The sequence below is a fragment of the Nonomuraea sp. NPDC050680 genome (genome assembly GCF_040654555.1).
Lineage (GTDB): Bacteria > Actinomycetota > Actinomycetes > Streptosporangiales > Streptosporangiaceae > Nonomuraea.
This window is the reverse complement of the sequence record NZ_JBFAIF010000006.1, coordinates 358,081-373,974: the sequence shown is the minus strand read 5'-3', so window position 1 is coordinate 373,974 and position 15,894 is coordinate 358,081. Positions and strand designations below refer to the sequence as shown.

The following is a 15,894-nucleotide window of genomic DNA, read 5'->3' as shown; positions in this document are numbered from 1 at the left end:
TTCTAGCGCGGATGCTGCCCGCGCCCCTGGCCATCATGGTCAGGCGGGGCGCGGTGGCCGAGCTCGGCGCATTACTGGCCGACACCCGGGTGGCGACCTCCGGCCGGGTCGCCGTCGCCGTGGGCCCCGGGCAGGGTGACCACATCGAGGGCCTGATCGCGCCCACGCTCGGCGAGGCCGAGGTGTTCAGGGTGTCCGACGGCTCGGTCGACGCGGCCGTCTCGCTCGGCGCCGACCTGCGCAAGGGCGCCTACGAGGTGGTCGTCGGCGTCGGCGGCGGCCGGACCATCGACGCGACCAAATACGCCGCCTCGCTGGCGGGCATCCCGATGGTCGCCGTGGCCACGAACCTCTCCCACGACGGCATCTGCTCGCCCACGGCCTCGCTGGTGTACGAGGGCGGCAAGGGCACGTTCGGCGTGCCGATGCCGCTGGCGGTCCTGGTCGACCTCGACTTCGTGCACAGCGCTCCCGAGTCGCTGGTCCGCTCGGGGGTCGGCGACGTGGTCAGCAACCTGTCGGCCATCGAGGACTGGCAGCTCGGCAACGTGGAGCGCGGCGAGCCCATCGACGGGCTGGCCTGCTCGATGGCCCGCATGGCGGCCGAGGCACTGGTCGGCCGCACCGACTCCATCGAATCGGATGCCTTCCTGACGGTTCTGGCCGAATCGCTGATTCTGTCGGGCATGTCGATGGTCATCGCCGGCTCGTCTCGGCCCGCGAGTGGTGGAGACCATGAGATCCTTCATGCCGTGGATCAGCTCTTCCCCGGCACCTCCAATCACGGCGAGCTCGCCGGGATCGGTGCCGCCTTCTGCTTCTTCCTCAGGGAGGACGCCGCCCGGCTCAAGCAGGTCACCGACTGTCTGCGACAGCACGAGCTGCCCGTCGTCCCGGCCGACATCGGCCTGAGCGGCGAGCAGTTCGCCGAGGCCGTCACGCTGGCACCCGCCACCCGTCCCGGCCGCTACACGATCCTGGAGCACCTGCGCATGTCGGAGTCCGAGGTCCGCGATCGGGTGGGGGACTATGTCCGGGCCTTCGGTCGCTGAGATCCGGCGGGTCGCCCAGCCCGCCGGACATCTCGAGCGCAGAAACGGCGAGCACTGGGCAGGCGTGCTCTACATGCGCCGGCTGTCCATCTATGTCACCTGGCTGACGGCCAAGACGTCGATCACGCCCAACCAGCTCACCTGGGTGATGACGCTGGCCGGGATCGTGGCCGGGGTCGTGCTGGCCCTGCCGGGCCTGTGGGCCGCCGTGGGCGCCGCCCTGCTCGTACAGGTCTACCTGCTGCTGGACTGCTCCGACGGTGAGCTGGCCCGCTGGACGGGCCGCACCTCGCTGGTCGGGGTCTACCTCGACCGCGTCGGCGCCTACTTCACCGAGGCCGCGCTGCTGATCGGGCTGGGCTGGCGGGCGTCGGCCGTCCTGCCTGACTGGTACACCGTGCTCGGCGTCGCCGCCGCGCTCGGCGCGATCCTCATCAAGGCCGAGACCGACCTCGTGGACGTGGCCAGGGCCAAGGGCGGCCTGTCGAGCGCCACCGAGGCGTCCGTGGGGGAGTTCCGGTCCGGGCTGCTGGGGCTGGCCCGGCGGGTGGTGGGGGCGACGAAGTTCCACCGGATCGTGCAGCCGATCGAGCTGTCCATGCTCGCGGTCGTGGCCGCGGTGATCGACGCCGTCGCGGGCGATCTGCTCGCCTCGCGCGTGCTGCTCATCGCGTGTTTCGTGGCCGCGGTCCTGCAGACCGTCCTGCATCTGGTCAGCATCCTGGCATCGAGGCGGCTTGCGTGAGCACACATCGGAACCGGCGGAGCCCCTCGCTCGTCGTATTGATCGGACGTCCGCAGTTTGGCGGGGGTTCACCTTCGGTTCCGATACGCTTGGCTCCACCAATATCAGGAAATATGCATACCAGCAGACTCGGTGATCATGAAAGAATGCTCCGCCCGTGTTCTCGACGCGTCAGGACGATGACCCGTTGAAGATCTCGTGCGTCATCCTCACCATGGGCAACCGGGTCGCGGAGCTGAACCGGGCGGTCGAGTCCGCGCTCCACCAGATCGACGGCGACGTCGAGGTGGTGATCGTGGGCAACGGCGCCGACGTGCCCGAGGTGTCGGCGACGCCACCCGTGGGCTCGGCAGCGACCGTGAAGACGATCCGGCTCGAACGCAACACCGGCATCCCGGCCGGCCGCAACCGCGGCGTCGAGGAGTGCTCCGGTGATGTCGTGCTGTTCCTCGACGACGACGGCTGGTACGCCAACCAGAAGGTCGTCTCCCACGTACGTGACCGCTTCGCCACCGAGCCCGACCTCGCGGTCATCTCCTTCCGGGTGATGGACCCCGACGGCGGCCTCGGCCAGCGGCGCCACGTCCCGCGCCTGCGCGCGGGCGACCCCGAACGATCCTCACCGGTCACCACCTTCCTCGGCGGCGCCTCGGCGATCCGCCGCTCGGCCTTCCTCCAGGTGGGCGGGCTTCCGGAGCAGTTCTTCTACGCTCACGAGGAGACCGACCTGGCCTGGCGGCTGCTGGGTGAGGGCTACCGGATCGAGTACGACGCCGAGACGGTCATGTACCACCCCCAGGTCCCCCCGACGCGGCACACCGATTTCTACCGGATGAACGCCCGCAACCGGGTGTGGCTGGCGCGGCGCAACCTGCCGTGGCCGCTGGCGGCCCTCTACCTGCTCGACTGGGTGGTGCTGACGCTCATCCGGGAGCGCCGGTCCGGGGCGGCGATCAAGGCGTGGTTCACCGGGTTCTTCGAGGGACTGCGGACGCCGGCCGGCGAGCGCCGCCCGATGGCCTGGCGTACCGCATGGCGCATGGTGAAGCTGGGGCGCCCGCCCATCGTCTGAGGGGCGCCCGCCCATCGTCTGTGGCGGTGCCCGCCGATCGTCTGAGGGCTGGCCAGTCCTCAGACATCTGATGACTGTTGATAGCCTGCGTAGATGGATCCTGTTGCCGGTGGGCCCGTTCTGCGTGCCGTCGAGGTCGATGTAGTGCGCGACGGCACCTCTCTGTTGCGCTCGATCTCTCTGACGGTGGGGCAGGGCGAGCATTGGGCCCTGCTGGGGCCCAACGGGGCCGGGAAGAGCACGCTGCTCGACCTCCTGGGGGCGGTGAAGCACCCCACGCGAGGGGTCGTCGAGGTCCTCGGGCATCGGCTCGGCCGGGTCGACATGCGAGAGCTCCGCTCCTTCCTCGGGCACGTCAATCCGCGGCATTCGCTGGAGTCCGGCCTCCGGGTGCGCGACCTCGTGCTGACCGGGGCCACCAACACCATCGAGCTCGTCCCTCGCTGGGAGCCCACCGCCGCGCAGGAGGAGCAGGCCCTGCGGCTGATCGAGATGATGGGGATGGCGCGCAAGGCCGAGGCGCGCTGGCCCTACCTGTCCCAGGGAGAGCGGGGCCGGGCGCTGATCGCGCGGGCCCTCATGCCCAGGCCGCGGCTGCTGCTGCTCGACGAGCCGGCCACCGGGCTGGACCTGGCCGCCCGAGAGCAGTTGCTCGCCGGCCTCGACGTGCTGCGCCGGGAGCACCCGGCGCTGGCCACCGTACTGGTGACCCATCATCTGGAGGAGCTGCCCGCCAGCACCACCCACGCGCTGCTGCTGCGGGAGGGCGAGTGCATGGCGTCGGGGCCCGTGGACGAGGTGCTGACCACCGACCTGGTGAGCAAGTGCTTCGACCACCCGGTCCGGATCAGCCGCGTCGACGGACGGTGGAGCGCCCGGGCCTAGATGGCCATCGCGTCGCCGAAGGTCATGGCGGCGTGGGCGACCGTGGTGGTGAGCAGGGGGCGCTTCGGCAGGCCGAGCTCGCTCAGCTCCTTGGCGATCGGGTGGTTGCCCAGGCGGATCAGCGCGCCGCCGGGCCGTACGCGGACGCCCCGGGCGGTCACCGACCACAGGACGCGCCGCGTCACGCCCTCCCGGTGCGTGAAGGCGTCCAGCGGCACCAGCGCGCCCGCGCCCGGCGCGGGCAGGCCCGGTCTGAGCAGCAGGTCGAGCACCAGCCGCCCGTCCTTGCGCAGGACGCAGCGCTTGTACGCCGAGTCGAGCCGCAGGTCGATATCGGCCAGCTCCTTCGGAAAGCCCCAGATGCGACGGCCCGCGTCCAAGGTGAACTCCTGATCGACCGGTAGCCAGTGGATGAACACCCCGGCCCGCCGCAGATCGCCCAGCCCGACCGATTGCGCCACGCCCGGCGGACGCACCAGGAACGCCACGCCGACCTCGTGGTAGGCGTCCAGATCGCTCTCCCGGTAATCGACGAACACCAGCACGCAGATGGCCTTGCCCGGGAACACCTCGGCCGCGTCCAGACCCGAGTAGGCGATCACCGCCCTGGCGGCGTCGGCCCGTACGGGATACATGACGCTGCAGACCGTGGCGTCTCTCACCTGGACGGGCATGCTCACCGTGCGGCCCTGGATCAGATGCGAAGACATGACTCCAGTACATCAACCGGAAAGCCGTGTGACCATTCCTGCCCCGATCGCGTCTGCTCTGTTGTGACATTGAAGCGCTCCCCACGACTAAGGTTGGGGGATTCCAGCCAGCTCGGACTCCGTCTGCGCGGTGGCCTGGGCTGCTGTTGCTTGGCGGTTGGCCTTCCGGCCCACGCGGTTGCGTGGTTTGCGCGCCCCAGCCCGCACACCCGGTCGGGGTTGTGCGTGCTCCGCCCTCCCGGCGGTGAGGATGTTCTTGGCGGCGTTCACGTCGGCGTGCTCGGTGTGTCCGCACGAGGTACACCGGAAGACCGCTTGACTCTCGCGGGACTTGCGATCCACCACCGTGCACACATTGCATGTCTGACTCGTGTACGCCGGATTGACAGTGATCACGTTGGTGCCCGTGTACCGGGCCTTACCGCGGGTGGCCAGTTCGATCCGATGCCAGCCCTTGTCCAGAATGCTACGGTTCAAGCCGGACTTGCCCGCCGCCCCGTTGGGCAGGAACGCGCCCAGCCGTTCGGGGTCGGGCCGGGGTGCGACACGGGCGGTCATGTTCCTGGTCGCCAGCGCCTCGAACACCACCAGCTCAAAGCTCGCGGCCAGGACGCAGGCGGTCTTGGCGGCGAAGTCCTCCCGGCGACGGCGGATCTTCCGCGCCAGATCGGCGACCCGCGCGGCGGCTTTCTTGCGCCGGGCCGATCCCTTGGTAGTCCGGGCGAAGTCCCGCTGGAGCTTCTTGGCGTGCCCGACCTCCCGATCGCGGGCGAACACCTGATGGTGGAAACGCCCGTCCGAGCGGGTCACGACCTTGACCACACCCCGGTCGACACCGACCGCACTGCCGGGATGGGCATGCCGCCCGGGTGTGATCACGCCGTCTTCGACGAGGAAACTGATGTGCCAGTGCTTGCCGTCCCGGCTGACGGTGGCGTTCTTGACCCTGCCGCCCAGCGGGCGGGTGATGCGGAAGCGGACCCAGCCGAGCTTGGGCAGTTTCGCCCGCGCCCAACGCCGGTTCAACCGCTCGATGGCGATCTTGGCGCCCTCGGGAAACCGGAACGACGGCGGATTCTTAACCTTGGACTTCCAGCCGACCTTCCACGTGCCGTGCCGGGAACACGCCTGATCCAGATCGATCAACGTCTGCTGAAGACAATGGCCGGGCGCCTCGCCCAGCCACTCGAACTCCCGCTTGGCCTCGGCGAGCTGGCGGGCCTGGTCGTGGTAGCCGATGAACGCGCCGCGTCGCCGGTAGGTGCGGCGCTGCTCCAGCGCGGTGTTCCACACGCTGCGGCACGCCCCGCCGATCCGCTCGGCGAACTCCGCCTGGCCGGCAGTCAGATCCAGGCGGTACTTACGCCCGGTCAGCATCCGCGATCACCGGTTCTTCTGGTTCTCGACATACCGCTCGACGACCTCCGGGGGCGCCGCGCCGACGGTGGCCACGAAGTAGGAGTTGGTCCACAGCGTCGGCAGCTTCGACCTCAAGCTCGGGAACTCCTGACGCAGGACGCGAGAAGAGCGGCCCTTGATGGCCTTGACCAGCTTGTGGATCCCGAGCTGGGGATCCACCTCGACCAGCAGCCGCACGTGGTCGGGCATGACGTCCACGTCCACCAGCCACGCCCCCTTCTCCTCGACCACCTCGCCGATGAGCTGCTTGAGTCGTTCCTCGATCTCTCCGCCCAGCACCCGCCTGCGGTACTTGGGACACCACACCACGTGGAAGGCGCACTGGAAGGCGATATCGCTGTTCGCGCGCAAGGTCACGGCCACATGGATCAATATACAGAAGCGACCTATCTACCGCTCAAAGATTCGACAGAAGGGCTTACCCCCATGGCTGAAGCCAGGGGTCCGCGCCCTAGATCACCGATCGCAAGAACGCGGAGGGCATCATCATCGAGGAGCTGTACCGAGAGCACTGGGCGCTCGTGTGCGGGTTCCTGTTACGCCGCACCCGCGACCCCCACCTCGCCGAGGACCTGGCCCAGGAGACATTCGTCAAGGCGACCCGGGCGCTGCTCGGCTGGCGCGGCGAGAACGCGGCCGCCTGGCTGCTCACCATCGCCCGCAACGTCCTGGTCGACCACGTCCGGCGCCACCGCCGTGAGCTGGCCCTGCCCGATCCCGACGAGCTCGGCGTGCCCGCGCTGCACACCGAGTCGCTGGCCGTGCGCGACGCCCTGGAGCGGCTGCCCGAGCGGCACCGCAGGCTGCTCGCCCTGGTCTACTTCGAGGGCTTCTCGCTGGTCGAGGTGGCCGCGATGACCGGCAAGAAACACGCCACGATCAAGACCGCCGTGTGGCGGGCCAGAACCGCCTTCGCCGATATCTACGGAGTCCCGCATGACTGACGATGATCTGCTGCCCATGCCCGACTTCGACCGCAAGGCGACCCGCCGGGCCGTGCGGCGGGGCCTCACGCGTACGGCCACGATGGTCCTTGCGGCGCTGGTCGTCCTCGTCCTGGTGGCGACGGTCGGCTCCAGCCTGATCCAGCAGCGTGGTGAACGGGAATGGCGCATGGCGGACGTGCTCGGCACCGCCTTCAAGATCTACAACCCCGGCTACGACATCGAGGTCCGGGACTGGGGCGCCACCACGCCGCTGTCGATGTCGTTCACCGTTTCCGCCAACCCGGTGCGGGCCGTCGGCGGGTTCGTCGCCGGCTATGGAGGCGCGGAGCACGTCATCACCCAGGACTTCTTCGGCCACGTGGGCCGGCTGCCGCTCGGCAACGGCGCCAAGACCACCCTGAGCAGAGCCCTGGCCAATGTGAGCACCGGTAACCAGCCCAAGGACGACAGCCGCAAGGTCCTCGCCAGGCTGCCCGAGCGGCTCAACGCGCTGGCCGTGGTCGAATTCGCCAAGCCGCTCACCACCGAGGAGCTCATCGCCTTCACCGCCAGATACCGGACCTCCGTCGACAAGGTGGTGTATGAGCGGCGCCCCAGTTCGATTCCCATCACGTGGGGCGGGATGACGTCGTGGGACAGGGCCCCGATGCCCGAACTGACGACCACGAAGGTTCACCAGATCTTGCCCGATGAGGCGATCAAGCTGGACCTCGCGAACTTCCGCCGCTGGGTGGGCATCCTCAAGGACTACGACGACGACAACCTGCACGACTTCGACCTGAGCCTGGCCCGCCTCCGCAAAGCCGCGAACGACGGTCTGGCCTACGCCTATGTGGACTCGCTGGCCACGATCGGCGAGCTGCGGAAGATCATCGAGGACCCGCTGGTCCAGACGGTCCGCCTGGCGGACGTCACCTACGACCTCGAACGGCCCTAGACGGCGGGCGACCTCGGATGGGATCAGACGGTCAGGAGCACCTTGATGGCGCGTCGCTCGTCCATCGCCTTGTAGGCGTCGGCGGCCTCCTCCAGGGGCAGCTGGAGGTCGAAGACCTTGCCGGGGTCGATCTTCCGGTCCCAGATCAGCTGGATCAGCTCGGGCAGGAACCGGTGCACCGGCGCCGGCCCGCCGAGCAGGTGCACCTGGGCGAAGAAGAGGTCCTCACCGCTGAGGCTGACGTCGTGGTTGACGCCCACGAAGCAGACGTGACCACCCGGGCGGGCGGAGCCGATGGCCTGCCGCATCGATTCCTGGGTGCCGACCGCCTCGACGACCGAGTGCGCGCCCAGCCCGCCGGTCAGTTCCTTGATCTTCGCCACGCCCTCGTCACCGCGCTCGGTGACGATGTCAGTGGCGCCGAACTCGATGGCCAGCTTCTGGCGCGCCTCGTGGCGGCTCATGGCGATGATCCGCTCGGCGCCCAGTTGCTTGGCCGCCAGCACCGCCAGCAGGCCGACCGCGCCGTCGCCGACGACCGCGACCGTCTTGCCGGGGCCGGCCTCCGCTCCCACCGCACCGAACCAGCCGGTACCCAGGACGTCGGAGGCGGCCAGCAGGCTGGGGATCAGGTCGGGTCCGGGGGTGCCGGGAGTGGCCACCAGGGTGCCGTCGGCCCAGGGGATCCGGGCGCGCTCGGACTGGGTGCCGACCTGGCCGACGAACACCCGATGGACGCACGAAGAGGGGTAGCCCGAGCGGCAGATCTCGCAGGTGCCGTCGGCGGCGACGAACGTGCCCACGACGAACTGGCCCGGCTTTACGGTCTTGACCTCGCTGCCGACCTCTTCGACCACACCGACGTACTCGTGGCCCATCGGCTGCTCGTGGACCTCCTCGATGCCGCGATAGGGCCACAGGTCCGATCCGCACACGCAGGTCGCCGTGACACGGATGATCGCGTCGGTCGGCTCGATGATCCGCGGGTCGGCCAGGTCCTGCACTCGAACGTCGCCGGGAGCGTGCATCACCACACCACGCATAACCTTCACTCCTTCAGATTCTCTGTCCGCACGGCCAACCCGGTCCGTACGGCCAACCCGGTCCGTACGGCCAACCCGGTCCGTACGGCCAACCCGGTCCGTACGGCCAACCCGGTCCGTACGGCCAACCGCCCCAGGGGCGGGCGCGGCTCGAAGCGGCCGGGCCTCCCGCAGGTAGGGGCGGCTCGAAACGGTCGGCTCCCCGCAGGCGGGCGCGGTTCGAAACCGTCGCGAGCCTGGCCGGGCCCTCCGTTCCAGTCATTAGCCACTACCCATCAAAAGCGCTGGTCAGGCAGGGTGGAAGGCACTGGTTAAAGGTGTAATGACAGGGCACCCTTTCCAGAGGGAAGGCCGCCTACCCTGGAAAAGTGGACAACCGCAGCGAGATCCGTGAGTTCCTGACCTCCCGCCGGGCCAGGATCAGCCCGCAGCAGGCCGGGCTGGCGTCCTCCGGCAGGCGGCGGGTGCCCGGCCTGCGCCGCGCCGAGGTCGCTCAGCTGGCCGGGGTCAGCGTCGAGTACTACTCTCGCCTGGAACGCGGAGATCTGTCCGGGGTCTCCGACAGCGTCCTGGACGCGCTGGCCCGCGCGCTGCGATTCAACGACGAAGAACGCACCCACCTGGACGACCTGGCCCGCACCGCCGGACCCGGCCCGCGCCGCCGGCGCCGCCCCGCCCCGCACACCGTGCGGCTCAACGTGCAACGGCTGCTGGATGCCATGACCGACGCACCGGCCTTCGTCATGAACGGCCGCGGCGACGTCCTGGCCACCAACCTGCTCGGCCGCGCCCTGTACGCCCCCATGATCGAAGCCGCCCGCGGCGCCATCCCCAACCACGCCCGGTTCATCTTCCTCGACCCCCGCTCCCACCAGTTCTGGGGCGACTGGGAACGCGCCGCCGCCGATACCGTCGCCCTCCTGCACACCCAGGCCGGCCGCGACCCCTACGACAAGACCCTCACCGACCTGATCGGCGAGCTGTCCACCCGCAGCGACGACTTCCGCGCCCGCTGGGCCCGCCACGACGTCCGCCAGCACCACCTCGGCGCCAAACCCTTCCACCACCCCGTCGTCGGCGACCTCCACCTCACCTACGAATCCCTCGCGCTGGCCGCCGACGACCTCACCCTGGTGGCCTACGGCACCGAACCCGGCAGCGACTCCGAGGACAAACTCCGCCTCCTGGCCAGCTGGGCCGCCACCCACACATTCGCGCCCGGCGCCACGGCACCGCCGGCGTGACCGTAACCCCCGGTCCGCCCCCTTGGACGGTCAGGGAGTGGGCGGGCACGCTAACTCCACCCCTAGACGGTCAGGGGAGTGAGCGGGCACGCTGATTCCAGCCCTAGACGGTCAGGGGAGTGAGCGGGCTCGCTGATTCCAGCCCTTAGACGGCCAGGGAGTGGGCGGGCACGCTGACCCCGGCCCACCGCTCCATCCTGGCCACGAACTCCGCCGCGTGATCGGGCCAGTGGTGCCGCAGGCGGGCCTCCGCGTGGCCGCGCGCCCCCAGCGCCGCCCGCCGCGCGGGGTCCTCCTTGAGATCGAGTACGGCGTGTACGAGCGCGTCCACGTCGAGCGGCACCACGAGCCCGCACCCGACGCGCTCGGCCATCGAGCCGTGCGGGGTGGTGATCACCGGGAGCCCCCGGCCCATGTAGTCGAGGATCTTGGTCGGCGTCCTCGGACTCATCTCCGCCGACAGGGCCAGGCCGGCCAGGGCGCCCTCGGCCATGCGCAGGGCATGGCGGTTCGGGACGTACCCGAACCAGTCGAGCAGCCCGACCCGCTGCGCGTCCCGCAGCAGCGGCCGGATCTCCCGGTCGCTGGCGCCGATCAGGTCCATCCGGATGCCGTGCGGGACGAGTCGCTCGGCCAGCCCGATGAGCTCGGAGACGCCGCGCTCGGCGGACAGGCGCCCGATGTGCACCACCCTGGTGTCACCGGGAGGTGGAGGCTCCGCCGACACCAGGGTGGCTTCCGGCACCACGGCGGAGGTGATCACGTGGTGACGCCTCTCGGCCCGGGCCATCTGCCTGGCGGTGACCTGCTCCCGCACATCCCAGACAAGCGGCGGGTGGTGGAAGGGCAGGGCGTGCAGCAGTCGGTGGTCGTGCAGCATCAGCAGGTCGGCGCGCTTGAGGCCGCGCCTGAGCGCTGAGCGCGCCCGGCCGTAGCCGGCGTCGCGCGGCACGTCGATCGCGGTGACGCCCATCGTGGGTGTCACGTTGTAGTAGGTGAAGGGCGCGACGTAGGTCACCTCGTGGCCCGCGTCGAGCAGCGCCCGGATCTGCCTGTGCATGATCCGGGCGTCCTCGGGATGGTGGACGGTGGTGGCGACGCAAACCCGCATGCGGTCGATGCTGCGCGGTCACCCGGTCAACGGCGTAAATGCAGGGGGAATTGCCGCTTAACTTCGTGATGGGCGGCGGTACAGCCAGGTTAGGCGGGGTTCGAGGACCCACTTGAACAGGGTGCGCGTCTCGGGCAGGCACAGCACGATGGCCAGGGCGAAACAGCTCGCACTGATCGCCAGCACCCCGAGCGGGCCGTGCAGCCACGGCAGCTCCAGCCATCCCTGGTCCTTGGCGATGAGGACGGGGATGCCGTGGAGCAGGTAGCAGTAGAGGGTGCGGGTGCCGAGATCGGTGAACCACGTCTCGCGCCTGGGCACCAGCGCCAGGACGGCGTATGACATGGCCAGCCCGCAGATCAGCAGTCCGGCGCGCACGCCGAGGCCCATCCACCAGGACAGGTCCATGTCCTGGAAGCTGTGCTTGTAGTAGAAGGGCTTGAGCGGCGCCTTGGGCGCGATGAAGATCGACACCGCGGCGGCGCCGAGCACGACCAGCACCGAGACGATCTTGATCCACCGGCGGTCGAGCAGCTCGAAGTGCTCGGGCTGCATCACGAGCCCGATGACGAAGAACGGCATCAGGCCGAAGAACCGGTCCATGCTGAAGTCACCGGAGATCTGCGAGAACCCGGCGAACAGGTAGATCGCGATCGCCACCGGGATCGGGTACTTCATCCGCTTCCACACGGGGGTGGACAGTCGCCAGAACAGCAGCGCCAGCAGGTACCAGTTGATCCACGCGGGGTCGATGATCGTGAGGCTCCACTTCTCCCCCAGACCAAGCCGGACCAGCGCGTAGCCGACCTCCACGATCACGTACGGCACGACGAACGTGTCGACCAGTTTGTTGGTCTTCGCGTTGGAGTTCCAGAAATTTCTGGACAGGTAGCCACTGACGAGCACGAACAGCGGCATGTGGAAGGTGTAGATGAAGATGTAGAGCGACCTGGCGGAGTCGGTGTTGAGCGTCGGCACCAGCGAGTGGCCGACGATCACGAACGCGATCAGGACGAACTTGACGTTGTCCAGATAGGGGTCGCGCTTCCGCCTGGGCGCCTCGGGCTCAGGCGACGGCTCTGGCTCCGGCTCGGGCTTCTCGTGCCCGGCCCCGGGCGGGGCGGTGCCGTGCGGATCCGTCTTCTCACTCCAGAAAGCCTCCTCCGGCAGCGGCCACTGAGCTCCTGTACTCGCGGGACCGGTGGCCTCATCGGCGTCACCGGGACCCTTGGGAGTCGTGGTCGGTGGGGAGTGCTTCGTGTCAGACACTACGGAGTCGCTCAGCTTCACTCGGGGTCGGGGGAATGCGACAGGCAGCACGCGGCACGCGACTTGATCGCGTGGGGCGAACCCACGTCGCCGACCGCAACACATTATCCCGGCCGCGAGGCTCCTGTCTCACTCGCGGTGTGAGAACACCCGGTTACACAGGGAACTTGGAGGTCAGGTGCAGACGTTCTTCTGCTTATCGGCAGAGATCGTGCTGTTGGTGACGCTGTCGGGGAGTTTGGTGACCTTGACCGACTTGAAGTCCTCGCCGATGATCAGCTGGATCACGGGCGGGTTCGTCGTGGCCGGGGTCGTCGAGGGCACGGGCACCGGCGCGGTGTAGACGTCGGTGGTGGTCGGCTTGAGCTTGCCCGCCGTCGGGGCCGGCTTGGGCTGCATCGCCTTGATCAGCACGTCGCTGTACGCGGTGCCGTCGGCCGCCTTCTTGGCGTAGCGGACCTGGGTGTTGGCCTGACTCTTGCCGTCGGCGGCCAGGTAGTTGCCCACGCCGGTGACCTTGAAGCCCTCCTTGCTCAGCAGGTCGGCGACCTCGCGGGCCTTGCCCTGCGTCGTCGTGCCGTTGAGCACCTGGACCTGGACCTGCTCCGGCTTGACATTGATCTTGGGCTTGGTGGTGCCGGTCGTCGCCGCGGGCTCGGGCAGCTCGACGTCGCTCTTGATCGCGTTGAACAGGTCGTTGGCGTCGGGCTGCCGCCAGACCACCCGGTTCTTGTCCTCGGGGTCCGGCTGCCATGGGATCGTGGTGAACTTGACCCCGCCCGCCGTCATCTTCTGCGCGCTCTTGGCGATGTCGATGAGCTGAGCGGTGTCGTTGGCCAGTTCCGGGTCCATCGTCACCGACTTGGCCGTGGCCTTGATGAAGCCCGTGAGCTTGCCGATGTCGGTGAGGAGCTGGCTGCTGGTGGCCTTCTGCACGACCTTGCTCAGGAAGATCTGCTGGCGCTTGATCCGCTGGATGTCGCTGCCGTCGCCGTAGTGGCGCAGCCGGACGTAGCCCAGCGCCTGCTCGCCGTTCAGCAGGCTCTTGCCCGGGGGCAGCTTCAGGTGGGAGTTCTTGTCGTCGACGCCGTTCTGGAGGCAGATCTCGATGCCGTCGAGGGCGTCGACGATGGCCTTGAAGCCGCTGAAGTCGACCTCGACGTAGTGGTCGATGCGGATGCCGGTGAGGGTCTCCAGCGTGGACATCGTGCAGGCGACCCCGCCCGAGCTGTACGCCGAGTTGATCATGTCACGGCGGGCCGGCATCTCCTGCTTCGTGGTGTCGTTCTTGCACCTGGGGATCTGCACCATCGAGTCACGCGGGAAGCTGATGAGCCGCGCCTGGTCCCGGTTGGGCGAGATGTGCATCAGGATGATCGTGTCCGTGCGCTTGCCGCCGGCGTCGGCCGTCCTGGCGAGCTGCTGGCCGTATTTCGCGTTGCCCTTGCCCGCACGGGTGTCGGAGCCGACCAGCAGCACGTTGAGCGCGCCGGTGCTCGGAGGCCGGGGGGTGAGGATGTCTTCCTTGAAGCCCTTCTTGTTGATGTTGCCGAAGGCGTCGCGGTAGAGCGTGTATCCGGTCAGCGCGCCGACGACCATGAGCGAGGTGGCCGCGATGCTGATCCAGGCCAGCACCCGCATCTTGTTGCCACCACCGTTACCGCCGCCGCGGTGGCCGCGGGGCGGCAGGTCCTCGGGCGGCGGCGGAGGAGGGTTCGACGCGGCCGCCCGACGCGACATCCGGCTGCCGGGCTGTGTAGAGGCGACCCTGCGGTCCTCCACGGACACGCTCCAATGGTCACTCATGCGCCCCCTCGCCCAGTCCGGTCGGCTCGGTCGTTCTGCGCCACGAGACTAGGTCACGGACGGCGTGCCCGCAGCCATGACCAAAAGAATCGACCGTGACTCGGGCGTGATGTTACCGGGCAAAAGCATACTCAGAGCTGGACATATCGTGGAATATCCTGGGCAAACTCTTAGGATTTACCCAGGTCGGCGCGGGTGGCCAGAGCCGCCGCCAGGCAGGCCAGGGGTACGGCCGGCAGGACGTACCGGTAGTCGAACTCGGCCACCGCGGCGGGCATCACCAGCAGAAGTACCGACGTCGACCAGGGCAGCAGCCACGCGGGCGGCTCATAAATCCCTCTCACGGACCTGGAGCGCCGCCGCCTGATCGCCAGGGCGGGCGGGACGAGCAGGACGGCCAGCAGCACGGTGCCCGGCAGGCGGGCCACGTCCTGGTAGGCGCGCATCCAGCCGGCGTACGGCTCGACGACCTCGGTGCCGATCGGCCCCTGCTCGTAGCGCTTGCCCAGGTCGACGCCCAACTGCGCGGCCCACCGGCCGGGCGGCGGCGGCGAGGTGGCGGGGAACTCGTAGTAGTCGTAGATCTCGTGATCGGGGTAGACCGGGCGGCCCCAGACGAACGAACGGCCCAGCTCCGACAGCACGGAGGCCGCGTAGTCGAGCGGCTGCTGACGGATGGCCAGCGAGGCGAACCGGCCCGCCAGCTCGTCGGTCCGCTCGGTGAAGGTGATGTCGGGCAGCGCGACGAGCGGGGAGTCCTTGGCCCAGATGTACTCCTGCGAGGGCGGCCGCTGATCGGGCGGCCGGGGGTCGCAGAGCACCTTGAGGTCCGGCGGGGGGTCCATCTTGGCGCAGTCGGCGAACGACATCGTCCGGGCGTACAGGAACACGCCGTTCGCCCCGACGATGCCGACGCGGTGGTAGGTGGCGTAGAACCAGCCTCCGTACGCGAGGATCGGCGCCAGCGCGGCCACGACCACCACCCCGGCCAGCCCCACCCGCCTGCGCAGCAGGAACCAGGCCGCCACGACCACGATCAGCGGCTGGCCGACGGTCCTGGTGAGCGTGGCGGCGGCCAGCAGCAGCCCGACGGCGATCACCACGGACCGGTCGGCCAGGGTGAGCGCGATCGCGGCGACGATCAGGAACATGAAGAGCGTGTCGGAGACGAGCAGGTGCTCCAGCTCGATCTGGTAGGCGTCCAGCAGCACCGGCACCGTGGCCAGCGTCGCCGCCCACCTGGGCGCCCGGCGCGCGCACCAGTAGACCAGCACGCCGGTGGCCAGGCCGAGCAGATGCTGCGCGGCGGTGACCGCGCCGAAGGAGTGGAACGGTTCGAGCGCCTTCATGAAGGCCGAGTAGCCGGCGGGGCGCACCAGGTCGGGGCGTGGGTGGAAGACGGTGACGACGTAGGTGTAGGAGTCGGGGAACCACAGGGCCGGGCGGAAGCCCAGCATCGTGACCACCCGCAGCGCGGCGCCCAGGGTCAGGACCGCCAGGAACCAGCCGTGCCGCCGCACCAGTGAGGCCGTCCGGACGGGGTCACCGGCGGGCGTCGCCTCCTCCACCTGTACGTTCTCCCGCTCCCGCTTCACCGGCACGTCGCGTACGCTACCCGCGTTTCGGACGATCTCGCGTAACCGCCCACACCGGG

Annotated in this window: 15 protein-coding genes; 7 read left to right on the top strand and 8 right to left on the bottom strand. The window is 69.2% G+C overall.

Translation table 11 applies throughout. The features are described 5' to 3' along the window. The first annotated feature begins 11 nt into the window (after positions 1-11). From AB0H88_RS24190 to AB0H88_RS24175, 4 genes are all read left to right on the top strand, one after another. Entirely contained in the window at positions 12-1,052 is a 1,041-nt protein-coding gene (locus AB0H88_RS24190; RefSeq protein ID WP_225296080.1) for an iron-containing alcohol dehydrogenase family protein, read from the top strand. After that, positions 1,030-1,797, top strand: a complete 768-nt coding sequence (locus tag AB0H88_RS24185; protein WP_357647958.1) for a CDP-alcohol phosphatidyltransferase family protein — start codon at positions 1,030-1,032, stop codon at positions 1,795-1,797. The genes AB0H88_RS24190 and AB0H88_RS24185 overlap by 23 nt, the downstream gene beginning before the upstream one ends. A gap of 187 nt (positions 1,798-1,984) precedes the next feature. Beyond that, positions 1,985-2,869, top strand: a complete 885-nt coding sequence (locus tag AB0H88_RS24180; RefSeq protein ID WP_357648046.1) for a glycosyltransferase — start codon at positions 1,985-1,987, stop codon at positions 2,867-2,869. A gap of 93 nt (positions 2,870-2,962) precedes the next feature. Continuing rightward, the gene (locus AB0H88_RS24175; protein WP_357647956.1) at positions 2,963-3,754 is read left to right on the top strand and encodes an ATP-binding cassette domain-containing protein; all 792 of its coding nucleotides are present in this window, start codon (positions 2,963-2,965) and stop codon (positions 3,752-3,754) included. Here the strand turns inward: AB0H88_RS24175 and AB0H88_RS24170 are convergent. From AB0H88_RS24170 to tnpA, 3 genes are all read right to left on the bottom strand, one after another. Then, positions 3,751-4,464 (bottom strand): acetoacetate decarboxylase family protein, encoded by a 714-nt coding sequence (locus AB0H88_RS24170; protein ID WP_357647954.1) that lies wholly within the window; start codon positions 4,462-4,464, stop codon positions 3,751-3,753. The two genes, AB0H88_RS24175 and AB0H88_RS24170, sit on opposite strands and share 4 nt — an antisense overlap. An 87-nt stretch (positions 4,465-4,551) precedes the next feature. After that, positions 4,552-5,841 carry a transposase gene (locus tag AB0H88_RS24165; RefSeq protein WP_357647952.1) on the bottom strand — a complete coding sequence of 430 codons (1,290 nt, stop codon included), beginning with the start codon at positions 5,839-5,841 and terminating at the stop codon, positions 4,552-4,554. 6 nt (positions 5,842-5,847) lie between these two features. Further along, a complete protein-coding gene (gene tnpA / locus AB0H88_RS24160) occupies positions 5,848-6,246 on the bottom strand; it encodes an IS200/IS605 family transposase (protein WP_357647950.1) in 399 nt (132 codons plus the stop codon). Positions 6,247-6,338: 92 nt separating this feature from the next. Between tnpA and AB0H88_RS24155 the strand changes: the two genes are divergently transcribed. Both AB0H88_RS24155 and AB0H88_RS24150 read left to right on the top strand, forming a co-directional pair. Next, a complete protein-coding gene (locus AB0H88_RS24155) occupies positions 6,339-6,827 on the top strand; it encodes an RNA polymerase sigma factor (protein WP_357648044.1) in 489 nt (162 codons plus the stop codon). Beyond that, positions 6,820-7,767 (top strand): hypothetical protein, encoded by a 948-nt coding sequence (locus tag AB0H88_RS24150; protein WP_357647948.1) that lies wholly within the window; start codon positions 6,820-6,822, stop codon positions 7,765-7,767. Before AB0H88_RS24155 ends, AB0H88_RS24150 begins: the two co-directional genes overlap by 8 nt. Before the next feature lie 23 nt (positions 7,768-7,790). Here the strand turns inward: AB0H88_RS24150 and AB0H88_RS24145 are convergent, their stop codons facing one another. Next, the gene (locus AB0H88_RS24145; protein ID WP_357647946.1) at positions 7,791-8,810 is read right to left on the bottom strand and encodes a zinc-dependent alcohol dehydrogenase family protein; all 1,020 of its coding nucleotides are present in this window, start codon (positions 8,808-8,810) and stop codon (positions 7,791-7,793) included. Between the two features lie 368 nt (positions 8,811-9,178). On the opposite strand from AB0H88_RS24145, the gene AB0H88_RS24140 reads away from it, so the two are divergent. After that, positions 9,179-10,054, top strand: a complete 876-nt coding sequence (locus AB0H88_RS24140; protein ID WP_357647944.1) for a helix-turn-helix transcriptional regulator — start codon at positions 9,179-9,181, stop codon at positions 10,052-10,054. 145 nt (positions 10,055-10,199) lie between these two features. On the opposite strand, the gene AB0H88_RS24135 is transcribed toward AB0H88_RS24140, so the two are convergent. From AB0H88_RS24135 to AB0H88_RS24120, 4 genes are all read right to left on the bottom strand, one after another. After that, complete coding sequence (locus tag AB0H88_RS24135; protein WP_357647942.1) at positions 10,200-11,165, bottom strand: glycosyltransferase; 966 nt, start codon at positions 11,163-11,165, stop codon at positions 10,200-10,202. Between the two features lie 57 nt (positions 11,166-11,222). Further along, a complete protein-coding gene (locus tag AB0H88_RS24130; RefSeq protein WP_357647941.1) occupies positions 11,223-12,434 on the bottom strand; it encodes an acyltransferase family protein in 1,212 nt (403 codons plus the stop codon). 174 nt (positions 12,435-12,608) lie between these two features. After that, a complete protein-coding gene (locus tag AB0H88_RS24125; RefSeq protein WP_357647939.1) occupies positions 12,609-14,240 on the bottom strand; it encodes an LCP family protein in 1,632 nt (543 codons plus the stop codon). 170 nt (positions 14,241-14,410) lie between these two features. Beyond that, the gene (locus AB0H88_RS24120; protein WP_357647937.1) at positions 14,411-15,841 is read right to left on the bottom strand and encodes a hypothetical protein; all 1,431 of its coding nucleotides are present in this window, start codon (positions 15,839-15,841) and stop codon (positions 14,411-14,413) included. Positions 15,842-15,894: the final 53 nt, after the last annotated feature.

Bases quoted from the DNA above. Each gene is read 5' to 3' on its own strand.
- AB0H88_RS24190 (WP_225296080.1), top strand. From the start codon at position 12: ATGCTGCCCGCGCCCCTGGCCATCATGGTCAGGCGGGGCGCGGTGGCC.
- AB0H88_RS24185 (WP_357647958.1), top strand. From the start codon at position 1,030: ATGTCCGGGCCTTCGGTCGCTGAGATCCGGCGGGTCGCCCAGCCCGCC.
- AB0H88_RS24175 (WP_357647956.1), top strand. From the start codon at position 2,963: ATGGATCCTGTTGCCGGTGGGCCCGTTCTGCGTGCCGTCGAGGTCGAT.
- AB0H88_RS24170 (WP_357647954.1), bottom strand. From the start codon at position 4,464: ATGTCTTCGCATCTGATCCAGGGCCGCACGGTGAGCATGCCCGTCCAG.
- AB0H88_RS24165 (WP_357647952.1), bottom strand. From the start codon at position 5,841: ATGCTGACCGGGCGTAAGTACCGCCTGGATCTGACTGCCGGCCAGGCG.
- AB0H88_RS24150 (WP_357647948.1), top strand. From the start codon at position 6,820: ATGACTGACGATGATCTGCTGCCCATGCCCGACTTCGACCGCAAGGCG.
- AB0H88_RS24145 (WP_357647946.1), bottom strand. From the start codon at position 8,810: ATGCGTGGTGTGGTGATGCACGCTCCCGGCGACGTTCGAGTGCAGGAC.
- AB0H88_RS24135 (WP_357647942.1), bottom strand. From the start codon at position 11,165: ATGCGGGTTTGCGTCGCCACCACCGTCCACCATCCCGAGGACGCCCGG.
- AB0H88_RS24125 (WP_357647939.1), bottom strand. From the start codon at position 14,240: ATGAGTGACCATTGGAGCGTGTCCGTGGAGGACCGCAGGGTCGCCTCT.